The 18,991-nt window shown below is 69.9% G+C and carries 17 protein-coding genes and 5 pseudogenes; 9 read left to right on the top strand and 13 right to left on the bottom strand.

Going from position 1 to position 18,991, the window contains the following annotated elements; all coding sequences use genetic code 11:
- Positions 1 to 270 precede the first annotated feature (270 nt).
- The 4 genes and pseudogenes from ADL12_RS46625 to ADL12_RS46610 form a co-directional block, all read right to left on the bottom strand.
- Positions 271 to 680 (bottom strand): annotated as a pseudogene (locus ADL12_RS46625) (PIN domain-containing protein).
- 10 nt (positions 681 to 690) lie between these two features.
- Positions 691 to 858 carry a type II toxin-antitoxin system VapB family antitoxin gene (locus tag ADL12_RS46620; protein ID WP_208614767.1) on the bottom strand — a complete coding sequence of 56 codons (168 nt, stop codon included), beginning with the start codon at positions 856 to 858 and terminating at the stop codon, positions 691 to 693.
- Positions 859 to 1,173: 315 nt separating this feature from the next.
- Complete coding sequence (locus ADL12_RS46615) at positions 1,174 to 1,869, bottom strand: type 1 glutamine amidotransferase domain-containing protein (protein ID WP_062715001.1); 696 nt, start codon at positions 1,867 to 1,869, stop codon at positions 1,174 to 1,176.
- Positions 1,870 to 1,904: 35 nt separating this feature from the next.
- Positions 1,905 to 2,576 (bottom strand): type 1 glutamine amidotransferase domain-containing protein, encoded by a 672-nt coding sequence (locus tag ADL12_RS46610; protein WP_062714999.1) that lies wholly within the window; start codon positions 2,574 to 2,576, stop codon positions 1,905 to 1,907.
- Between the two features lie 181 nt (positions 2,577 to 2,757).
- Here ADL12_RS46610 and ADL12_RS46605 point away from each other — a divergent pair, with 181 nt between their 5' ends.
- From ADL12_RS46605 to ADL12_RS46595, 3 genes are all read left to right on the top strand, one after another.
- Entirely contained in the window at positions 2,758 to 3,666 is a 909-nt protein-coding gene (locus ADL12_RS46605; RefSeq protein ID WP_244188296.1) for a LysR family transcriptional regulator, read from the top strand.
- A gap of 332 nt (positions 3,667 to 3,998) precedes the next feature.
- Positions 3,999 to 4,214 carry a type II toxin-antitoxin system VapB family antitoxin gene (locus ADL12_RS46600; RefSeq protein WP_062714997.1) on the top strand — a complete coding sequence of 72 codons (216 nt, stop codon included), beginning with the start codon at positions 3,999 to 4,001 and terminating at the stop codon, positions 4,212 to 4,214.
- Positions 4,211 to 4,633: a PIN domain nuclease gene (locus ADL12_RS46595; RefSeq protein ID WP_062714996.1), complete on the top strand. Its 423-nt coding sequence runs from the start codon at positions 4,211 to 4,213 to the stop codon at positions 4,631 to 4,633. Before ADL12_RS46600 ends, ADL12_RS46595 begins: the two co-directional genes overlap by 4 nt.
- Positions 4,634 to 5,106: 473 nt before the next feature.
- Here the strand turns inward: ADL12_RS46595 and ADL12_RS46590 are convergent, their stop codons facing one another.
- Entirely contained in the window at positions 5,107 to 6,477 is a 1,371-nt protein-coding gene (locus ADL12_RS46590; protein ID WP_062714994.1) for an FAD-binding oxidoreductase, read from the bottom strand.
- A 150-nt stretch (positions 6,478 to 6,627) separates the two neighbouring features.
- Between ADL12_RS46590 and ADL12_RS46585 the strand changes: the two genes are divergently transcribed.
- Complete coding sequence (locus tag ADL12_RS46585) at positions 6,628 to 7,326, top strand: winged helix-turn-helix transcriptional regulator (protein ID WP_062714992.1); 699 nt, start codon at positions 6,628 to 6,630, stop codon at positions 7,324 to 7,326.
- Between the two features lie 176 nt (positions 7,327 to 7,502).
- On the opposite strand, the pseudogene ADL12_RS58235 reads toward ADL12_RS46585, so the two are convergent.
- Together ADL12_RS58235 and ADL12_RS54720 are read right to left on the bottom strand one after the other, a co-directional pair.
- Positions 7,503 to 7,556 (bottom strand): annotated as a pseudogene (locus tag ADL12_RS58235) (hypothetical protein); the annotation flags it as partial.
- A gap of 240 nt (positions 7,557 to 7,796) precedes the next feature.
- Positions 7,797 to 7,940, bottom strand: coding sequence for a hypothetical protein (locus ADL12_RS54720; RefSeq protein WP_159053507.1), 144 nt, complete (start codon positions 7,938 to 7,940; stop codon positions 7,797 to 7,799).
- Positions 7,941 to 8,564: 624 nt separating this feature from the next.
- Here ADL12_RS54720 and ADL12_RS46580 point away from each other — a divergent pair.
- Entirely contained in the window at positions 8,565 to 9,056 is a 492-nt protein-coding gene (locus tag ADL12_RS46580; protein WP_062714990.1) for a hypothetical protein, read from the top strand.
- Positions 9,053 to 9,373, top strand: coding sequence for a transcriptional regulator (locus ADL12_RS46575; RefSeq protein ID WP_062714988.1), 321 nt, complete (start codon positions 9,053 to 9,055; stop codon positions 9,371 to 9,373). Before ADL12_RS46580 ends, ADL12_RS46575 begins: the two co-directional genes overlap by 4 nt.
- On the opposite strand, the pseudogene ADL12_RS53600 reads toward ADL12_RS46575, so the two are convergent.
- Positions 9,374 to 9,577, bottom strand: a pseudogene (locus ADL12_RS53600) (IS5/IS1182 family transposase); the annotation flags it as partial. It lies immediately after the preceding gene.
- Between the two features lie 226 nt (positions 9,578 to 9,803).
- On the opposite strand from ADL12_RS53600, the gene ADL12_RS46565 reads away from it, so the two are divergent.
- Complete coding sequence (locus tag ADL12_RS46565; protein WP_244188295.1) at positions 9,804 to 10,988, top strand: macrolide family glycosyltransferase; 1,185 nt, start codon at positions 9,804 to 9,806, stop codon at positions 10,986 to 10,988.
- 18 nt (positions 10,989 to 11,006) lie between these two features.
- On the opposite strand, the gene ADL12_RS46560 is transcribed toward ADL12_RS46565, so the two are convergent.
- The 3 genes from ADL12_RS46560 to ADL12_RS46550 all read right to left on the bottom strand — a co-directional run bounded on the left by ADL12_RS46560 (position 11,007) and on the right by ADL12_RS46550 (position 14,716).
- The gene (locus tag ADL12_RS46560; RefSeq protein ID WP_062714985.1) at positions 11,007 to 12,050 is read right to left on the bottom strand and encodes an ABC transporter ATP-binding protein; all 1,044 of its coding nucleotides are present in this window, start codon (positions 12,048 to 12,050) and stop codon (positions 11,007 to 11,009) included.
- Complete coding sequence (locus ADL12_RS46555) at positions 12,047 to 13,600, bottom strand: ABC transporter permease (RefSeq protein WP_062714983.1); 1,554 nt, start codon at positions 13,598 to 13,600, stop codon at positions 12,047 to 12,049. Before ADL12_RS46555 ends, ADL12_RS46560 begins: the two co-directional genes overlap by 4 nt.
- A gap of 69 nt (positions 13,601 to 13,669) precedes the next feature.
- Positions 13,670 to 14,716 carry an iron ABC transporter substrate-binding protein gene (locus ADL12_RS46550; RefSeq protein ID WP_062714981.1) on the bottom strand — a complete coding sequence of 349 codons (1,047 nt, stop codon included), beginning with the start codon at positions 14,714 to 14,716 and terminating at the stop codon, positions 13,670 to 13,672.
- 226 nt (positions 14,717 to 14,942) lie between these two features.
- Here ADL12_RS46550 and ADL12_RS46545 point away from each other — a divergent pair, with 226 nt between their 5' ends.
- Positions 14,943 to 17,510, top strand: coding sequence for an AMP-binding protein (locus ADL12_RS46545; protein WP_107120215.1), 2,568 nt, complete (start codon positions 14,943 to 14,945; stop codon positions 17,508 to 17,510).
- An 88-nt stretch (positions 17,511 to 17,598) separates the two neighbouring features.
- Here ADL12_RS46545 and ADL12_RS57545 read toward each other — a convergent pair.
- A pseudogene (locus ADL12_RS57545) lies at positions 17,599 to 17,727 on the bottom strand (short-chain dehydrogenase); the annotation flags it as partial.
- Between ADL12_RS57545 and ADL12_RS46540 the strand changes: the two are divergent.
- A pseudogene (locus tag ADL12_RS46540) lies at positions 17,713 to 18,013 on the top strand (TetR/AcrR family transcriptional regulator); the annotation flags it as partial. The pseudogenes ADL12_RS57545 and ADL12_RS46540 overlap by 15 nt on opposite strands.
- Before the next feature lie 248 nt (positions 18,014 to 18,261).
- Here the strand turns inward: ADL12_RS46540 and ADL12_RS46535 are convergent.
- Positions 18,262 to 18,991 (bottom strand): phosphatase PAP2 family protein (locus ADL12_RS46535; RefSeq protein ID WP_167364481.1); only part of this gene is annotated, 730 nt, incomplete at its 5' end.

Below are 18,991 nucleotides of genomic sequence, written 5' to 3'. Positions count from 1 at the left end.
CATCATTCGGTCGAACCCGGCCCAGTGGGGGGTGAGTTGCGGTGGAGACCGGAGGTGCACCACGAGCGTCCGTCAGCAGTGTTTCAAGGCCATGCCAATGAGGTGTCGCGCTGTTGCCCTTGGCATCAGGCCGCCGTCGTGGCCACTTCCCTCGTCGCTCTACTCGCTCCCGCCAAGGCACATACCGCCGCTCCCGTCGGCTCGGAGAAGCCACACGCGGGCGATTGGCCCTCCGGCAACATTCACAACCTGCCGGGCGGCGGAAGCGCCTCAGGCGATGTCGTGGACGTTGTGCTCGCTCAGGTCGGATGCGTGCCCGGCAATGGCGCGGTAGTCGGCATCGTCGTGCAGGACGGCCAGGCCGTGGTGGGCCGCGGTGGCGGCGATGACGAGGTCCACCGCCGAGGCGCCGCGATGCTCCCCGGCCTGGGCCATACGGTGTTGCACCACACCGATCCAGCGCCCCGCGTTCTTCGGCACCGACACGCCGGGGTAGCGGCGGTGAACATCTCCGCGATCTCGTCGTACTCGCGTCCGTACCGGGCGCTGTGGAGGAACTCGGCGCGCTGCGCGTAACAGGAGGCGATGGCCCCGGCATCGATCGCGTCGTACCAGGCCGATTGCAGTTTGGGATCGCGGAGCAGCCGGACCAGGCCGGAGGTGTCGAGCAGGTGGATCACCGGCTGTGCTTCACTCACGCGCCCGCTCGAAGTGACGGCTGATCCGTGCCGCACGCTCCTGCTGCTCGGCGTAGAAGTGCAGAGCGAGATTGACCGCCTCCTTCTTGGTCCTGACCTTGGCCAGAGCCATGGCGCGTTCCAGGGCGTCATCGTCGATGTCGATCTGGGTCACAGACACGGTCGCGCGCACGCATGGCCCGGCTGCTGGTGCTGCCCGTGCCCACAGCATGCCCGTAAGAGCGGACAACCACGGTCAACAGCGGTGCGACCAGGCCGCACGACCGCACCGGCAGGACGACATCCACCCAGGCCGGCAGGCATACGGTCGCTTGAGCGCCGTCGCTTCCCAAGCTGAGAGCGCGAGTTCGATTCTCGCCACCCGCGTCACGATGAAACCCCAGGTCAGTGGCCTGGGGTTTGTTCAGAACCTCCCGCCTGTTCGGCGCGCCGCCCAGTCAGGACTCGCCGGAGATGGTCATCCCGAAGCCGTGGGTCAGGCCAGCTTCTTGAGCATTTCGGCTGCGGCGGGTCCGGCGGAGGCGGGGTTCTGACCGGTGACCAGGTTGCGGTCGACGACCACGTTCGGGGCCCACGGCTCGCCCTCCTGGTAGTCCGCGCCGATCTCGACCAGGCGGTCCTGGAGCAGCCACTTGGCGCCCGCCGCCAGACCGCTCTGGATCTCCTCGGCGTTGCTGAAACCGGTCAGCCGGTAGCCGGAGAAGGCATTGCCGCCGTCGGACCGGGTGGCTGCCAGCAGGGCGGCCGGGGCGTGGCAGACCACGCCGAGCGGCTTACCCGAGGCGAGCGCGTTGACGAGGAGCTTGCCGGAGGTGGCGTCGACGGCGAGGTCCTCCATCGGGCCGTGGCCACCGGGGTAGAAGACGGCGGCGTAGTCGTCGAGGTCGACGTCCTGCAGCTTGATGGGGTGCTGGATCTCGCTGATCGAGGCGATGGTATCCGCCATCTTCTTCGCACCCTCTTCGCCGCCGTTGAACTGCGGCGCCAGGCTTCCCTGGTCCAGGGGCGGCACGACGCCGCCCGGCGTGGTGACGACGATCTCGTGGCCGGCGGCGGTGAACGCCTGGTACGGGGTCACGGCCTCCTCGGCCCAGAAGCCGGTCGGGTGCTTGGTGCCGTCGGCGAGCGTCCAGTGGTCGGCGCCGGTCATCACGAAAAGGATCTTCGACATGGTGCGGTCTCCTAGAGCCGGGTTTGGCTGGGTCGTCATTCGATGCCGGCCAAGGCGGCGAGGATCAGGTCGCTGACGGCCTTGGTGGACACCGGGTTCTGTCCCGTGATCAGGCGGCCGTCGCGCACGGCGTGCGGTGTCATGGGGATGGTGGAGCGCACGTACTTGGCGCCCTTCGCGCGCAGTTCGTCCTCCAGGAGGAACGGCACCCTGCTCTTCACGCCGGCCAGCCGTTCCTCGACCGTCGCGAAGCCGGTGACGGTGCGGTTCCTCACCAGGGGGTTTCCGTCGGTGTCGCGGAGGTTGATGAGGGCGCAGGCGCCGTGGCATACCGAGGAGACGATGCCGCCGTCGGCGTAGATGGCCTGGGCCGTTCGCTGCAGGTCGACGCTGTCGGGGAAGTCCCACATGGTGCCGTGACCACCCGTGAAGAAGATCGTGGAGTAGTCGTCCGGATCTGTGTCGGCAACGGAAGGGGTGGCCTTCAGGGTGTCCATGAAGGCTTGGTCGTCGAGATACCCGCGAACCGTCCGGTCAACGAACAAGCGACCGAGGCTACGAGGGTCGAGCGGCACCTCGCCGCCCGCCGGGCTCACCACGTCCACCGTGTGACCGGCCTTCACCGCCTTGTCGTAGAAATGGACGAGCTCACCCAGCCACAGTCCGGTCTGGTGCTTGCTCGCCCCATAGGTGGCCTGATTGGTCACGACCGCAAGAATCTTTTTCTGTCTCATTTTCCCTCGTCTCCTGGCGGCCCGTGGTTTCGAAGCTAAAGCTGTTGATGTATCGGCGCCAATGAAGAGCCCGATACCGGGTATCGAAGAACCGATGCCTGGTCGGGGGACATACGGCACCTGGCCGGCTTGCCTACCTCGTAGGCTCGAAGCCGTGAGCGATCACGACATTCATGGGTCCGGTCCGCTGGACCTGAATCTGCTGCGCACCTTCCTCGCGGTGCACCGCCTGGGCTCCTTCACCGCCGCGGCGCGTCAGCTGAGCCTGTCGCAGTCCACCGTCACCACGCACATCCGGGCACTGGAGAGGCGCCTGGGCCGCGAGCTGTTCGAACGCCGGGCGCAAGGCGTCACTCCGCTGCCCCATGCGGACGAACTCGCCGCCCGGCTGTCGGCGCCCCTCGACCAGTTGGCCGTCATCACCGGCGAGGAACCGAGCAGCACCGTGGCGCCGGTCCATCTGGCGGGACCCGCGGAGTTCCTCGGCACTCTCGGCCTCACGGTGCTGGCCCAGCTGGTCGCGCAGGGCGTCCGGCTGCGGGTGGCCACCGGGCTGACCGAATCACTGCTCGAAGAACTGCGGGCCGGGCACCACGACCTCGTCATCGCCACCCGGCGGCCTCGTGGCCGGACGCTGCACGCCGAACTCCTCGGCGACGAGGAGTTCGTCCTGGTCGCCGCACCGGTATGGGCAGAACGGCTCAAGGGGCAGGAGCTGCCCACTGCCCTGGAGAGCCTTCCGCTGATCGCCTACGCCGAGGATCTGCCCATCGCCCGCCGCTACTGGCGCCACGTCTTCGACCGCCGCCTGCACGCCCAGGCCGCGATCACCGTCCCCGACCTGCGCAGCGTCCTCACCGCCGTCACCGTCGGCGCCGGCTGGAGCGTCCTGCCCAGCTATCTGTGCCGCACCGAACTCGCCTCCGGCGTCCTCCGTCTGCTGCACCAGCCGGAGGACCCGCCGATCAACACCTCCTACCTCGTCCAGCGCCCGGGCAGCTCCACCAACCCACACGTGACACTCGTCCGCGAGCGCCTGCTGGCGGCCGCGAAAACCTGGTGAGCCGACCCAGCGGCGCCGGGGCGTGCGAGTTCACGGCGGACGGGCTGTACAACTTCCTGGACAGCTACGAGGCCCGCCGTTCCATCTCATCGTGATGACACCGCGCGAAGTCGACGAGTATGACTGCATCAGGTGTACCGGGGCGGTGCGCCTGAGGTAAGCCCAGTGACCGATCAGGCCGGTTCGCAGACCTGCGCGACCGCTCCGCATCCCGGTCATCGCAAAGTTCGTCCGCGCGACGCCTGGCTGATCACCCTGCTCCGATAGACCAACCCGCCACGCATCACCTACGATATAAAGGATGGCGGAGTTGATATCAAAGGAGGTAGCCGATGAGTCGAACCGTGATCGACCTCGACGATCAACTGGTCGCGGAAGTGGCCAAGGCCCTCGGTACCAGCACCAAGAAGGAGACGGTGAACACCGCACTGCGCGAAGTGCTGGAGAACCGGCGGCGCGCTCTGGCACTTACCCGCCTGCGGGCCGCGGCCGCCGAGGGTGCCTTTGACCTGGACCTCTTTGAGGACAAGGGGAACTACCGCCGGTGAACGCCGCGCAATACCTGATCGACACCAGCGCGCTCGCCCGCCTGCTGCGCGGCGACGCCGAGCAGTTCGGATGGGACCAGGCAGCGGCAGCCGGGCTCATCGCCACGTGCCCCATCACCGAGCTGGAGTTCTTCTACAGCGCACGTTCCGCCGCCGACCGCGCCCAAGGTATCGAGGACATGCGCCTGCTCTTCGGCTGGGTGGCGGTCGACGACCGCGCCTACGACCGCGCCTGGCAGGTCCAGGACGTCCTCACTCAGCGCGGACAGCACCGCAGCGCCGGGGCCGTAGACCTCGTGGTCGCCGCCACGGCCGAACTGCAGGGACTCACCCTGCTCCACCGCGACCGCGACTTCGAGTGCATCGCCGCCGTCACCGGCCAGGCACTCCGGTGGTACGGCCCCGAAGCCGGCAAGTGAGCTAGGACCGAGCGCCCTTCCGACATGGCCGAGCCAAGCACAGAGCCCGTTCGTGCAGGCGTTCTACCCAGCCTTCTTCGAAGCCGTGCCCACAGCGTGCCCGTAAGAGCGGACAACCACGGTCACCAGTGGTGCGATGACGCTCGCGCAACAGCATCGCCACAGCGAATCCATGCAGGTCAGCAACCATGCGCCCGCCCAAGCGCCGTCGCTTCCCAAGCTAAGAGCGCGAGTTCGATTCTCGTCACCCGCTCCATGTGATGCCCAGGCCATCGGCTTGGGTCGCAGATGGAGCGAGTTGTGGCCAAGTCGCGTACGCGAAGGGCGACTTGTGAGCAGGCCTGGCTTTCGGCGTCCCAAGCCCCGCTTTGGCCGTTCCGCCCCAGTGGACTCAGCGGTGGTTCACAGTCCGCGGCATACCCGGCTGGTGTCGGGCTCCTTGAAACTCCTCGGCACGTCGTCGCCGGCCCTGCTCAGCCGGGGTGAATGTTCTTGTTGTGCTGGAAGGTGTTGCCGGGGTCGTACTTGGCCTTGACCTCGGCCAGACGCTGATAGATGTGCTCGCCGTACGCCTCTCGAACACGGCTGGTGCCGTCGTCGGAATCCAGGAAGTTGACATAGACGCTGTTGGCGCGGTGCGGTTGGAGGACATCGAGGAACCGCCGCGCCCACGCGGTCTCGGCTGCGGCGTGCTCGCCGGACTCACCGGGCAGCCACACGGCGTCGATGTTGATGTTGTGGGCCACGTCGCGGCCGGCGTAAGCGGTAGCGGTGTGGGCGACTCGGCCGACGGCGCCGCCCATGTGGAACATCACCGCGTACGACCGGGGCGAGCCGGCGCGGTAGGCGTGCTCGGCGATGACGGAGATGGTGTCGTCGGACAGGTCGGCGAGGTCCGTGGACTTCCAGTAGTAGTGCCAGCCGTGGGGCGTGGTGTCGTCGGTGGCGCTCTGGTGGGCGGAGTACGGCTTCGGCGCGAGCAGATCCACCAGAGGCCTCCCCAATCGGCGAAGGGCCTCCACCGCGCGCTCGCCGTCGGCGATCGGGCCCGCATAGCAGCAGACCACGGCGACGGCGGGCCGCCAGTGCAGTTCCTCGGGGATGACGGGCAACGGGGGAACGGTCCCGAGCCTGACCACGGTGCCGAGCTCGTCGGGTGCCGCGGCGGCGAAGTCCCGGTAGAAGCGCAGCACGTCGGCGGTGTCGTCGGCCGCCCAGAAGACGGGGCCGGCCAGGACTGTCGGGCCGACGGGATGCAGCGCGAACCGGAACAGGGTGACAATGCCGAAGTTGCCGCCACCGCCTCGCAGCGCCCAGTACAGATCGGGGTGGTCGTCGGCGGATGCGCGGAGGATGCTGCCGTCGGCGGTGACCGCCTCGGCGGTCAGCAGGTTGTCGACGGCGAGCCCGTGTTTGCGCATGAGGAAGCCGATGCCGCCGCCGAGGGTCAGCCCGGCGACGCCGGTGTGGCTCACGATGCCGCCGGTGGTGGCCAGCCCGTGGGCCTGCGTCTCGTGGTCGACGTCGGCCCACAGGGCACCGCCCTGGACCCGGGCCGTGCGGTCGGCGGGGTCGACCGACACGGCCCGCATCGCCGAGAGGTCGATGACGATCCCGTCGTCGCACACCGCGGTGCCGGCCACGTTGTGGCCGCCGCCCCGTACGGCGATCTCCAGGTCGTGATCGCGGGCGAACCGCACGGCCGCGGCCGCGTCGGCGGTGTCCAGGCATCGGGCGATCAGGCGGGGGCGCCGGTCGACGGCGCCGTTCCACACGGCTCGGGCAGTGTCGTAGTCGGCGTGGTCAGCGGTGATCAGCCGGCCCCGGAACCCGTCGATCTTCATGGCGGTCGCCTCCTCACTCGGGTGGCCGACTTGCTCGGAGGTCCTTCCCTCATCTTCCGCGCGTCGATCTCATCGCACCTCTGGAGGCCGCGGCTGTGAAGTCAAGAATCTGGACTTCAGGGGCCCCGGCAGGAGTGCGACACTGATGGCGTGCGGAGCTACGGCCAGTACTGCCCGATCGCCCGCGGCGCCGAGATCTTCGCCGAGCGCTGGACGCCGTTGATCATCCGCAACCTGTACCTGGGCTGTGGAAGCTTTGGCGAGATCCTGGAGGGCGCCCCCGGGCTCTCCCGCACCCTGCTCTCACAGAGGCTCAAGCAGCTCGAACGGTTCGGCATCGTCAGGTCGGCACCCAAGCCCGACGGGCGCGGAAGCCACTACGAGCTCACGCCCGCGGGGCACGACCTGTTCAAGGTCTGCGTGTCGCTCGGCGAGTGGGGTGCTGCCTGGCTCGAGATCGCCCCCGAGCACCTCGATCCCTTTGTGGCCCTGTGGTCGATGTGCAACATGCTCCGCCGAGACCGGCTCCCGGACCGGCGCATCGTCATTCGCTTCGATTTCACCGGCCGCCCGCGCCCCGAGCGGTACTGGCTGCTGATCGAACACGGAGACACCGAGATCTGCAAGACGTACCCCGGCCTCGATGAGGACCTCTACATCACGGCGGAGGCAGAAGCCTTCGTCAAATGGCACGCCGGGCAGCAGACCTGGGCCGACGCCGTCCGCGACCAGCGCATCCAACTCCACGGCCCCTCCTGGCTGGTACGGGCGTTCCCTTCCTGGAACGGTCGCAGCGCCTTCGCCCACATCAAACCGCTCTCCCGAACCACGGCGAGTTCGGCAGCCTGACAGCTGCGACGCACGCCGACGTGCCTCTCGGGCCGTGGGGAACAAGAGGAGGTCCGGCGAGCCCGGGTGAGCAGAGGTGGGAGCCCTCCGTACGCGAGTGGCGCGGGAGGCACGTGCCGAGGAGGGCGATCCTGGGTGGCCGCCTGGAAGGTGTCGGCGGCCGCGAGGATCCGGGCGGTCATGGTGATCCCGGCAGCCGACAGCCCATGGTGGTAGCCGCTGCCGTCCAGTCGTTCATGATGCAGACTCGCGATGCGCCCCAGGTCGTGCAGGAGGGCGGCGCGCCGTGGGTCCTGGAGCTCGCGATCCGCAGCATGGCGACTCCCGCCGAGTGCCCCAGCAGGTAGGTCTCCTTGAGATCGACCATGTTGCCCAGAGGTCCGCCGGCCCGGCGGTGCGCCGGAACGGGCCGAGCCCCGGGCCGTGGTGCGGTCCGGGGCTCGGCTCGGTGTGCGGGGAGGGTCAGTGCGTCAGTCGACCGCCTCCACTCTTACGTCGTCGACGCGGAACGTGCCGGACGAGCCACGGAAGCCGAGCTCGATGGCCACGTTGTCCACGCGGGCGTCGTCCGCGGTCGTGTAGGTGCGCTCGAAGAGCTTCTCACCGAACGCCACCGAGTGGTAAACGCTTTCACGACTTGGCCGGAAGATACGCACAGAAGGAGCGGAAGGGAAGCCTCCGGACATGCCTGAAACTTTCACTCACCCACCGACCCGGGACGAGCCGTACCCCTCTCCCATGGGCCGTTTCGTCAACCTCACGCGGGGAATCCGGCGCCCCGCCGCCTCTCTTACCTCAGCGCACGGAGTCGCCCCACCGTGCGGTAATCGTTTTCCACCTTCTCGCTTTCGGAGGCTCAGCTGCACACGCCACCCACCGGACCGGTCCCCCCTGGCGCGAACTCGGCCGCGGTCCACCGTCCCGCCTCCGTCGCACGCATCACGGACGGCTTCTGGGCGACGCGTCGCCGGACCAACGCCGAAGTGTCGATCCCGGAAGGCCCGCACCGCCTGGAGGAATCCGGAAACCTCGCCAACCTGCGAGCAGCTGCGGGCGCGGGTACGTAGCCCGCGCTCTCGGGGGACTTCCAGTTCCAGGACTACGGGTAGACCGCACGACCGCCGAAAACTCATCGGCGGAACTTCCGCGGCGCAGAACTGAAGCGGGCGAGCCGGTCACTTGCCGTACTGGAAACTTGTCACTTTCCGTATTGGAAACTGGCCGCTACTCTTTCCGTCATGGAAACTAACGGGGTACGACCGACGCCAGAGCAGGCCCGTTCCGCGCTGGCCGACACCGAGCACATCCGGGCCTCCGCCGCGGCACTGTCGGCCACCCCGTGGCCGAACTGGTTCTTCATTACGCTCACGCTCTACGCTGCCGCGCTCCCGATCACCTACGGAGGCGCCATGACCGACTCGGACTGGCTACTGCCGAGCCCTGCCTGGATGGGCATCATGCTGGCGATCACCGCGGTGTACGGGGCGCTCTTCGCCGTCGCGGCCAAGGCCTGGCGCAACAAGACCGGGGTGGCGCTGCGGTTCGACGTGCTGCCGAAGCGGGCGACCGTGCCGCTCGCGGTCGGCCTGCCCGTGCTGCTGGTGGGGGCAGCGTTCGCGTTCCGCGTCACCGGATGGCCGGTGTGGCTGATCGCGGCCTCACTGATCAGTGCCGCCGCGTCCGTCGGCTTCCACCTCGCCTTCGTCCGGCTGCACCGGAAGACCGCGTGAGCGCCGAAACCCACGACCCTCTGGAGGGTTTCGACACCACCATCCACGCCCCGAACCGGCTGCGCATCTGCGCCCTCCTGGACACCACGGGCGAGGCGGAGTTCGGCCTGGTCCAAAAGCAACTCGCCCTCTCCGCCTCCGCGCTGAGCAAGCACGTCACCGTGCTGATGGACGCCGGCTACGTCGGGCAGCGCAAGGCCGTCCGCGACACCCGGCAGCGCGTGTGGCTCCACCTGACCCGGCGAGGCCGGGAGGCCTACCAGGGGCACCTTGCGGCACTGCGGGCGATCGTCGGGCCGTCGGATCCGGCTCCCTGATCACGATCGGAGCCAGATGAGGAGCGCGGCAGCGGTGACTGTGCCGAGGTAGACGTATCCGCGTTTGTCATACCGGGTAGCCACGGCTCTGAACTGCTTCAGCTTTCCGATGGCCCGCTCCACCGTGTTGCGATCTCCGCACCGCTCCTGGTCGAAGCCCGGAGGCCGTCCACCGCGTGAACCCCAACGCCTACGGGCGGCCTTGTGGTGTCAACTCGCGTTGGCGGTCAGCTTGGAGTGCCGCTGGAGGCGGGTGGTGGTGTAGGCCCACCGGTCGGTGTAGCTGCCGTGATTGGCCGACACCTGGACGTGGCGGGGTTGCGGCCCCGGCGGCCGACGTGTGGGCGGCTCGGTACGAGGACTGCGTTTCCCCACCGGGCTCCTCGGCGTTTTCTCTGCCGTAGACCTCTATCCCCAAGGAAGTCCGGTTATGCCCCGTCCTGCACATATCGCCATGGTCGGCACGCCTCTGGTCGGCCATGTGCTGCCCAGCCTGGAGATCATCCGTGAGCTGGTGGCCCGCGGTCATCGCGTGACATACGCCACCGCCGCCCCCGTCGCCGAGCTGATCACCCCCACCGGCGCCGAGTTGGTCGGCATCACGTCCACTCTTCCGGTCGCCGACCGCGACTGGCCGCAGGATCCCATCGCGTCCGCCTCCCTCTGCCTTGACGAGGCGATGGCCGTACTGCCACAGCTGCACGCCGCGTACGACGACGATCCCGCAGACCTGTACCTCTACGATGCCGGCGCGTACGCGGGCCGGGCGCTGGCCGAGGCGCAGGGCCGCGGCTTCGTCCAACTGTCTGCGACCCATGTGGCCTGGGAGGGTGCCCAGGAGGAGATCGGCGCGGCATTCGCCCAACTGCCCGGAGGACCCGCATACCGAGCGCGGTTCGCTGCCTGGCTGATCCGGTGCGGTGCGAAGACCACGAACGTGGAGGAGTTCACCGGCCGCCCGCGGCGAGTGCTGGCCATGATCCCGCGCGTCCTGCAGCCACATGCGGACCGGGTCGACACCGAGGCGGTGACGTTTGTCGGCCCGTGCTTCAACGCCGGCCAGGAGCAGGACGGCTGGATGCGGCCGGCCGGTGCGCACAAGGTGCTGCTGGTGTCGCTGGCCGGCTCGGCGTACGCCGGGCCGCAGGAGCTCTACCGCCAGTGTGTGGCGGCGTTCGCGGATCTCCCCGGGTGGCATGTGGTGCTGCAGACGGACCGCGGCAGCGATACGGCCGAGCGGGTTCCTCGCAACTTCGAAGTGCGGCCGTGGGGGAGGCCGTTGACGATTCTCGAGCAGGCCGACGTATGGGTGACGCACCCGAGTGCGGGCAGCAGCGGTGAGGGCCTGTACGCCGGCGTGCCGTTGATCGCGGTACCGAACGGGCCCGACCAGTGCCTCCACGCCGACCGGCTCGTCGAGCTGGGCGTCGCCCGCCGGATCGACACCGCGGAGATCACAGCGGAGACGCTGCGTACCGCCCTGATGGAACTCATCGGCGACCCGCAGGTCGCCACGCGCTCGGCATGGCTCTGGTCCGAGGTGCGCGCCGAGGGCGGCACCCGTCGGGCCGCGAATCTGATCGAAGAACAGCTGATTGAGGAAACGGTGGGCTGATAAAGCGGGCAGGTGCTGCTACGAGTGGAAGCCCGCCTCCCCCACGACACGGATGCCCGTCTCCTCCCCGGGGCGGACCGCGAGCAGACCCGCGACGCGGATGCCGACCGGGGTGTCGTGGCCCTCGACGGTCACGGTGACCATGGCGTCGTGGCCGTAGTAGCGGACGTCGGTGACCGTGCCCCTGACCGCGTCCTCGGAGTCCGCGTCCGTCAGCCGGAGCTGCTCCGGGCGGAGCAGGACCGTGCCGGCGCGCAAGTCGCCCGGCGGGGTGGCGAGGGGAACGGGGCCCAGAGCGGTCCGGGCGGTGCCGTCGCTGTCGACGGTGCCGGGGAGCATGACGGCGTCGCCGACGAAGTCCGCGATCCAGGGGTCGGCGGGGCGGCGATAGAGGTCCTGTGGGGTGGCGCACTGGGCGACCTGGCCGTCCCGTACGACGGCGACGAGGTCGGCCGTGGACAGGGCCTCCTGCTGGTCGTGGGTGACGAGGACCGCCGTGGCGCCCGTTGCCCGCAGCGCGGCCCGTACGTCGGAGCGCACTCCCGTCCGCAGCGCGCTGTCGAGGGCGTTGAACGGCTCGTCCAGGAGCACGAGTTGAGGGCGCGGGGCGAGTGCCCGGGCCAGGGCGACGCGCTGTTGCTGGCCACCGGAGAGTTCGTGCGGCATGCGGTCGCCGTATCCGGCAAGGCCTACCAGGTCCAGCAACTCCTCGGTACGGCGACGGCGTTCGGCCCGGTCGGTGCCCCTCAGTCCGAAGGCGACGTTGCGGGCCACGCTCAGGTGCGGGAAGAGGGCGCCCTCCTGGGGCACGATGCCGATACGGCGGCGCTCCGGCGGGAGGTGGACGCCTGGGCCGGCGAGCAGGCGGTCGCCGAGCCGGACCGTGCCCGCGTCGGCGCGCAGGAACCCTGCGACGATCCGCAGCATCGTGGTCTTGCCGCAGCCGGAGGGGCCGAGCACGGCGGCCAACGCGCCCGCCGGGACGGTGAGTTCCAGGCCTCGTAGGACCGGTTCTCCGGCTCCGTAGGACTTGGTGAGTCCTGCGACGTGCAGTTCGTTCATGTCCGGTGCCTGCCTAGGAGGTACGAGGGGACGGCGGCCAGCAGGATCAGCGCGGCGGCGTAGGGGGCGGCCGCCGCGAAGGAGCCGGCGCCGGTCTCGGTCCACAGCCGGGTGGCGAGGGTGTCCATGCCGGTGGGGCGCAGCAGCAGGGTCGCGGGGAGTTCCTTCATACAGACCACGAAGGTGAGCGCGGCCCCGGCGGCTACCCCGGGTGCGGCCAGCGGGACGGTCACCTCGCGCAGCACCTGCCACGGCCGTCGTCCGAGCGAGCGGGCCATGTCCTCCAGGACGGGCGGTGCCTGGAGCACGGCCGCGCGGGTGGCGGCCACCGCGACCGGCAGGAAGAGGACCGCGTACGCGCAGACCAGCAGCGGGAGTTGCTGGTAGAGGGGGTAGGCGTAGCGCACGGCGAAGAACACCAGCGCGAGGGCGACCGTGATGCCGGGCAGCGCGTGGCCCGCGTACGCCGCCTGCTCCAGCAGGCGGGCGCCGCGGCCCCGGTGCCGGGCGGCGATCACCCCGACCGGCAGGGCGAGGAGTGTCGTGAGACCCGCGCCCGCTGCCGCGACCCCGAACGTGCCCCAAGCCGTCTCCGCGAGTCCGCCCAGGTCCCAGGTGGCCGAGCTGCCGACGGCCAGCCAGTACCCGAGGGTGCCCAGCGGGAAGGCCACGGCGACGGCCGTGACCGCCCCGCACCACAGCAGGGCGAGGGGGCGCCATCGGCCGAGGGCCACCGGAACCGCTGGGCGGGCGGTGCCCGTTCCGGTTCTGGCGTGCCCGGCGCGGCCGCGCGTCCGGGCCTCGGCGGCGACCAGGGCGACGGTCATGACGACCAGGACGACGCTGAGGGCGGCGGCCGGGGTGCGGTCGAAGGAGGCGCGGTAGGAGGTGTGGATGGCCCGCGTGAAGGTGTCGTAGCGCATCAGGGAGACCGCGCCGAAGTCGGAGAGCACATACAGCGCGACGAGCAGGGACCCGCCCGCGGCCGCCGGTCGCAGCTGCGGGAGCGTGACCCGGACGAACGTCCGCAGCGGGCCGTGGCCGAGGGAACGCGCGGCCTCCTCCTGCGCCGGGTCGATGCCCCGGAGCGCGGCGGCGACCGGCAGATGGACGTACGGGAAGCTGACCAGCGTCAGGGCGAGGGCGGCACCGCCGAAGCCGGCCAGCCCCGGCTCGGCCGACAGCCAGGCGAACGCCGCCACGTAACTCGGCACCGCCAGCGGCAGCGTGGCCAGCACCGACCAGGCGCGGGCCCCGGGCAGTGCGGTGCGCACGGTCAGCCAGGCCAGCGAGACTCCCAGTACCAGGCACGCCGCCACGACCACGGCGGTCAGGCCGAGGCTGCGGCCGAGGAGGTCGAGCGTGCGCTCGTCGGCGACGACGTCCCAGGCGAAGCCCGGGCCGCGTTCCAGGGCGCGGACGGCGAGGTAGCCGAGGGGCAACAGGGCGAACAGGGCGGCGACACAGGCGGGGACCAGCAGGATCAGGGGCGGCCGGCGATCGGGCCTGCGGGCCTTGCGCGACGTACGGCCCCCGCTTGCCTCACGCACGTGCTCGCGCCCGGCCGGGGCCGGGGCTCCGGTCGGGCGCGAGCTGGATGGCGATGTGGGCACGACGGGTCAGACCAGCCCGACGTCCTGGAGCATGGCCAGCGTCTCCTGGAGGGACTCCAGCTTGCCGAGGTCGATGGCGGGGGACTGCAGGGAGTCGAACGGCGGCAGGTCCTCGACGGTGCTGGTGACGCCCGCGGCCAGCGGGTACTCCTTCGTGGTGTCCGCGAAGTAGGTCTGTGCCTCCTTCGACAGCAGGTAGTCCACGGCCTTCTGGGCGGTCGCGCTCTGCCCGCTGTCCTTGAGGATGCCGGCGCCGGCGACGTTGATCAGCGCGCCGGGGTCCTCGCCGGGCAGGAAGTGCAGCATGGAGTCGACGTTGTCCTCGCCCTTCTCGGCGACGCGCTCGTACCAGTAGTAGTGGTTGACCAGGCCGAGGGAGACCTCGCCGGCCTCGACGGCGTCCAGGGTGGCGAGGTTGTGGGCGTAGGTCTTGGCGCCGTTCGCCTTCAGGTCCTGAAGCCACTTGCGGGTGACGTCGTCGCCCTTGAGCACGCGCATGCCGGTGACGAAGGCCTGGAAGGAGGCGTTGGTGGGCGCGAAGCCGACCTTGCCCTTCCACTCCGGCTTGACGACGTCGAAGACGCTGTCCGGGACCTTGTCCTCGGCTACCTGGTCCGGGTTGTAGGCGATGACGCGGACGCGCCCCGACAGGCCGACCCAGTCGCCGTCGGAGCCGCGGTACGCCTCGTCGACCTTGTCGAGCGTGGCCGCGGGCAGCTTCTGCAGCATGCCCTCCTTGGACAGCGCTCCCAGCGCGCCCGCGTCCTGCGAGAAGAACAGCCCGGCCTTGGTGCGGTCGCCCTCCTCCAGGATCTGCGCGGCCAGTTCCGCACTGTCGCCGTAGCGCACCTCGACCTTGCTGCCGACGGCCTTCTCCAGCTTGTCCAGCAGGGGCTTGACCAGCTTCTCGTTGCGGCCGGAGTAGATGACGAGGGAGGAGTCGCCGCCCTCGCCGCCGCTGTCCTTGCCGTCGGAGCCGCACGCCGCGAGGGCGGGGAGCAACAGGCCGGCCGCAACCAGCGCAGTGATCCGGCGAACCGAGGGGCGTCGCATGGTGTGTGCCTTCCTACGGGGCTCGCCTGGGGCGAAGCGATCTGTGATTGTCCTGTGGCTTGATTATGACCATGCTATGAATAAGGTAAAGCTCACCTAACCGTCAAGGGTTCTGTGCTAACAGCGGACGTTGCCGCGGAAAGGGCGCGCCCCCGTGATCCACCTCTCCGGATCCCTCCCGGCACCCACCGTCCCGAAGTCGCCTCCAGCGCCATGGCCGAAAACCGTGCCCTTCACGCGTGCACTCGCGGCCTACGGGGACCGCGTCGCGCTCATCACGCCGGACGGGGATCTGTCGTATCGCGAACTGGCCGAACGGGTGACCGCCACCGCCGAGCGCCTCGGGCCGGTACGGCGGCTGGTGCTGCTGGCCGGCGCCAACCGCACCGACGCGCTGGTCACGCACCTGGCCGCCCTCTGGGCAGGCCACCCCGTCCTGCTCGTCCCCGGCGACAGCGAGAGCACCATCCGCTCGCTGACCGAGGCATACGCCCCCGACGTCGTGGCCCGCCCGCACACCGACGGGACCTGGAGCCTCGACGAACGTCACCCCTCCAGCGCCCACACCCTCCACCCGGACCTCGCCCTGCTGCTGAGCACCTCCGGCTCGACCGGCTCGCCCAAGCTGGTGCGGCTGTCCCACGAGAACCTTCAGGCGAACGCCGAGTCCATCGCCATGTATCTCGGCATCGACGACACCGACCGCGCGGCCACCACGCTGCCCATGCACTACTGCTACGGCCTCTCCGTCATCCACAGCCACCTGCTGCGCGGCGCCGGCCTGATCCTCACCGAACGGTCGGTGTCCGAGGCCGCCTTCTGGGAGGAGTTCCGCGCCGCTCGCGGCACCTCGCTCGCCGGGGTGCCGTACACGTTCGACCTGCTCGACCGGATCGGCTTCGCGCGGATGGAGCTGCCGCACCTGCGCCGCGTCACCCAGGCCGGGGGCCGCCTGGCACCGGAACGCGTGGCGCGCTACGCCGAGTCGGGGCGCCGCTCCGGCCGGCAGTTCTTCGTGATGTACGGCCAGACCGAGGCCACGGCCCGCATGGCCTATCTCCCTCCGCATCTCGCCGCCGAGCGCCCCGAAGCCGTCGGTGTGCCGATACCCGGCGGCTCCTTCCGGCTGCAACCGGTCGACGGCCATGGCCCGGACGTGGGCGAACTGGTCTACTCGGGCCCGAACGTGATGCTCGGTTACGCGGAGAGCCCGGCCGACCTCGCCCTGGGCCGGACGGTGGAGGAACTGCACACCGGCGACCTCGCCCGGCGCGCGTCCGACGGGCTGTACGAGATCGTGGGCCGCCGCAGCCGCTTCGCGAAGATCCTCGGGCTGCGGATAGACCCACAGCAGGTGGAGAGCCTGCTGGCTGCTCATGGGGTCACCGCGTACTGCGCGGGGGACGGCGAGGCGCTGGCGGTGGCCGCACGCGAGGGCGCCGGTGACGAGGCGCGGATCCGGCGACTGGTCGCGAAGGCGTGCGGGCTCCCGGCCCGTGCGATACGGGTCCGCGTGCTCGCCGAACTCCCCCGCCTGGCCTCGGGAAAGCCCGACTACGAGGCCGTACGGCACCTGACGCGCCCGGACCAGGAGGCGGCGCCCGGCACCGGTGAGGATCTCCTCCTTCTCTACACGGCGATCCTCGACCGCACCGACGTCACCGAGGACAGCAGCTTCTCCGGCCTGGGCGGCGACTCCCTCTGCTACGTCGAGATGTCCCTGCGCCTGGAGGAGGCGCTGGGCCACCTGCCCACCGACTGGCACACGAGGACGATCCGCGAACTGCGGACGATGTCGTCACACGTGGGGGAAGGAACTCACGGACAGGACGGGCCGGAGCCGCGTCGGGCCCGGCCCGCACCGGGAGTCCGCGGAGCGCTGCGCTCCTGGTCCACCCCACAGGCCTGGCGGACCCGCCGCACCCTGGAGACCGGCATCGCCCTGCGCGCGGTCGGGATCGTCCTCATCGTCGGCTCACACGTCCAGGTCTTCACCATCAAGGGCTTCGCCCACATCCTCATCGGTGTCGCCGGCTACAACTTCGCCCGCTTCCAGCTGACCGACGCCGCACGCCGCGAGCGCGTACGGCACATGGGGCGCAGCATCGCCCGCATCGCGATACCGAGCATGGTGTGGATCACCGGCGCGGTGGTCCTGACCGACTTCTACGACCCGGCCAACGCCGTGCTGCTCAACAGCCTGCTCTCCCAGGGGAACGACCGCTTCGACTGGGCCTACTGGTTCGTGGAGGCCCTGATCTACTACCTCGTCTTCCTCGCCGCCCTCATGGCCGTACCGCTGCTGGACCGGCTGGAGCGGCGGTATGTGTTCGGGGTGCCGCTGGCGCTCATGGCCGTCGGCCTGGTCGGCCGCTACGACCTGCTGGGCCTGGCATCCGCCCGCCCCCAGCTGAGCCCCTCCGTGGTCTTCTGGCTGTTCACGCTGGGGTGGGCCGCCGCGCGGGCCGGCACCGTGCGGCAACGGGTCCTGCTCACGGCCGTGCTGCTGCTCACCCTGCCCGGCCTGTTCCAGGACCAGCCTCTGCGCACGGCCCTCGTCATCGCCGGGCTGGGGCTGCTGATCTGGGTGCCGACCCTGCCCAGCATCGGACCGGTCAGCGCGCTGGCGGGCATCCTGGCGAGCGGTTCCCTGTACATCTACCTGACGCACTACCAGGTCTACCCCTACCTCCAGGAGGACTTCCCGCTCACCGCCCTGTTCGCGTCCCTCGCGGTCGGCGTCGGCTATGCGGCGGTCGTGACCAGGGCGGCGCGGAGGATCCGGTGGCTGTGACGATGCCTCAGCACCTCAGGCGCTGACCGACTTCGGCCGCTCGTAGGGACAGTGCACATCCGTGATCTCCGGCGGCGCGGGCTGCTCGGGACGCCCCTGTCCTGCCCCCGTCGACGGCCACCACCGTTCCGTGCACGAAGGCCGCTTCGTCGCCGGCCGGCCGGACCACGGCATGCGCGACGGCGTCCGGGGTGCCGACACCGCCGGCCGGGGTGCGAGCAAGAGCCAGTTCTTCCACTACTTCCCCGACGGCAAGGACGAACTGCTGCCGGCAGTCGCCCGGTTCGAAGCGGACCGGGTCCTGGAGGACCAGCAGCCGCACCTGGGGCGGCTGGACTCGTGGGAGTCCTGGCGCCGGTGGCGGGACGTGGTGGGTGGAACGCTATGAACGCCAAGGCGACCACTGCCCCTTGGGGTCACTGTTCCTACAGGTCGGACGGTCCCGCCCCGGTGCACGGGCGATCGTGCAGGAGCCGATGCGCTCATGGCAGCAGCAGCTCGCAGCGACGGCAGTCGAGCCGGCGGTACGGACCTGACCGCCTCGGGCCGACACCACGGCCGGCAGCACGGGCGGGTCAGTTGGGGGGGCTGCGGGTGCGGTCTTCTTGCGGGCGCGGTACGCGGCTGCCTTGATCTTGTTGCCGCAGGACTCCATCCCGATCGGGGGCAGTTGTCTTTCCTCCCGGCGTAGAGGGCGAGTCCCTCCCGGGGCTCGACGGCATCGCTTTCAACCTCAGTAATGCAACGTGGCTCAAAGTGATTCAGGTTGCGGTTCCGGTTGCCGCGTTGGTGTGACCGTCGGTTCCCGTAGTTTGGCGGTCCGTGCGTACCCATAAACCACTGAGGCCATTGCCAGAATGAGAAGTGGCCCGAATATCTCCGGATTTCTTGCCATCTCCATCGGCAGATAGCGGTACGACACCAAGAGCGCGGCGAAGACCGTGGCGCCGTAAGCGACCACCTGGATTCCTGGCCGGTCCCAGCCGCGGTCGAGCGAGCGCAGCGCTGCCTCGATGGTGAGCGCGAACACCACGCCGGCGACGAGATCCACGCCGTAGTGGTAGCCGAATCCCAGCGTCGCAGCGAGCGTGGCAATCAGCCAGAACGTGCCCGCGAACCGCAGAACCCGGGGGGCCCTGCGGGAGTGAATGAAGATCGCGACAGCCCACGCCGTGTGCAGGCTGGGCATGCAGTTGCGCGGGGTGATCTGGTCGTACGGCATCGGGTACGGGGTGTTGAGCGGTGGCGGCACGTCCGGCCACAGGTTGGCCGTCGCCCAGTGCACTCCGCCGGTGCCGGAGGCGCCCGGGCCGTAGGCGAAGACCGGTCCGACCACCGGGAAGATCATGTAGATGCCCGGCCCGAGCAGGCCGATCACCAGGAAGGTGCGCACCAGGTGATGGCTCGGGAAGCGGCGCTCGACCGCCACGTTGCGCAGCTGGTACAGCGCGACGACGACCGCAGCCACCGCAAGCTGACCG

It is taken from the genome of Streptomyces regalis (genome assembly GCF_001509475.1).
In the GTDB taxonomy this organism is placed as follows: domain Bacteria; phylum Actinomycetota; class Actinomycetes; order Streptomycetales; family Streptomycetaceae; genus Streptomyces; species Streptomyces regalis.
Note: the sequence above shows the minus strand (reverse complement) of the source record. Positions and strands in the feature narration are given on the sequence as shown.

Excerpts from the sequence above, each read along its gene's own strand:
- ADL12_RS46615 (WP_062715001.1), bottom strand. The coding sequence starts at position 1,869 with ATGTCGAAGATCCTTTTCGTGATGACCGGCGCCGACCACTGGACGCTC.
- ADL12_RS46600 (WP_062714997.1), top strand. The coding sequence starts at position 3,999 with ATGAGTCGAACCGTGATCGACCTCGACGATCAACTGGTCGCGGAAGTG.
- ADL12_RS46590 (WP_062714994.1), bottom strand. The coding sequence starts at position 6,477 with ATGAAGATCGACGGGTTCCGGGGCCGGCTGATCACCGCTGACCACGCC.
- ADL12_RS46580 (WP_062714990.1), top strand. The coding sequence starts at position 8,565 with ATGGAAACTAACGGGGTACGACCGACGCCAGAGCAGGCCCGTTCCGCG.
- ADL12_RS46565 (WP_244188295.1), top strand. The coding sequence starts at position 9,804 with ATGCCCCGTCCTGCACATATCGCCATGGTCGGCACGCCTCTGGTCGGC.
- ADL12_RS46560 (WP_062714985.1), bottom strand. The coding sequence starts at position 12,050 with ATGAACGAACTGCACGTCGCAGGACTCACCAAGTCCTACGGAGCCGGA.
- ADL12_RS46550 (WP_062714981.1), bottom strand. The coding sequence starts at position 14,716 with ATGCGACGCCCCTCGGTTCGCCGGATCACTGCGCTGGTTGCGGCCGGC.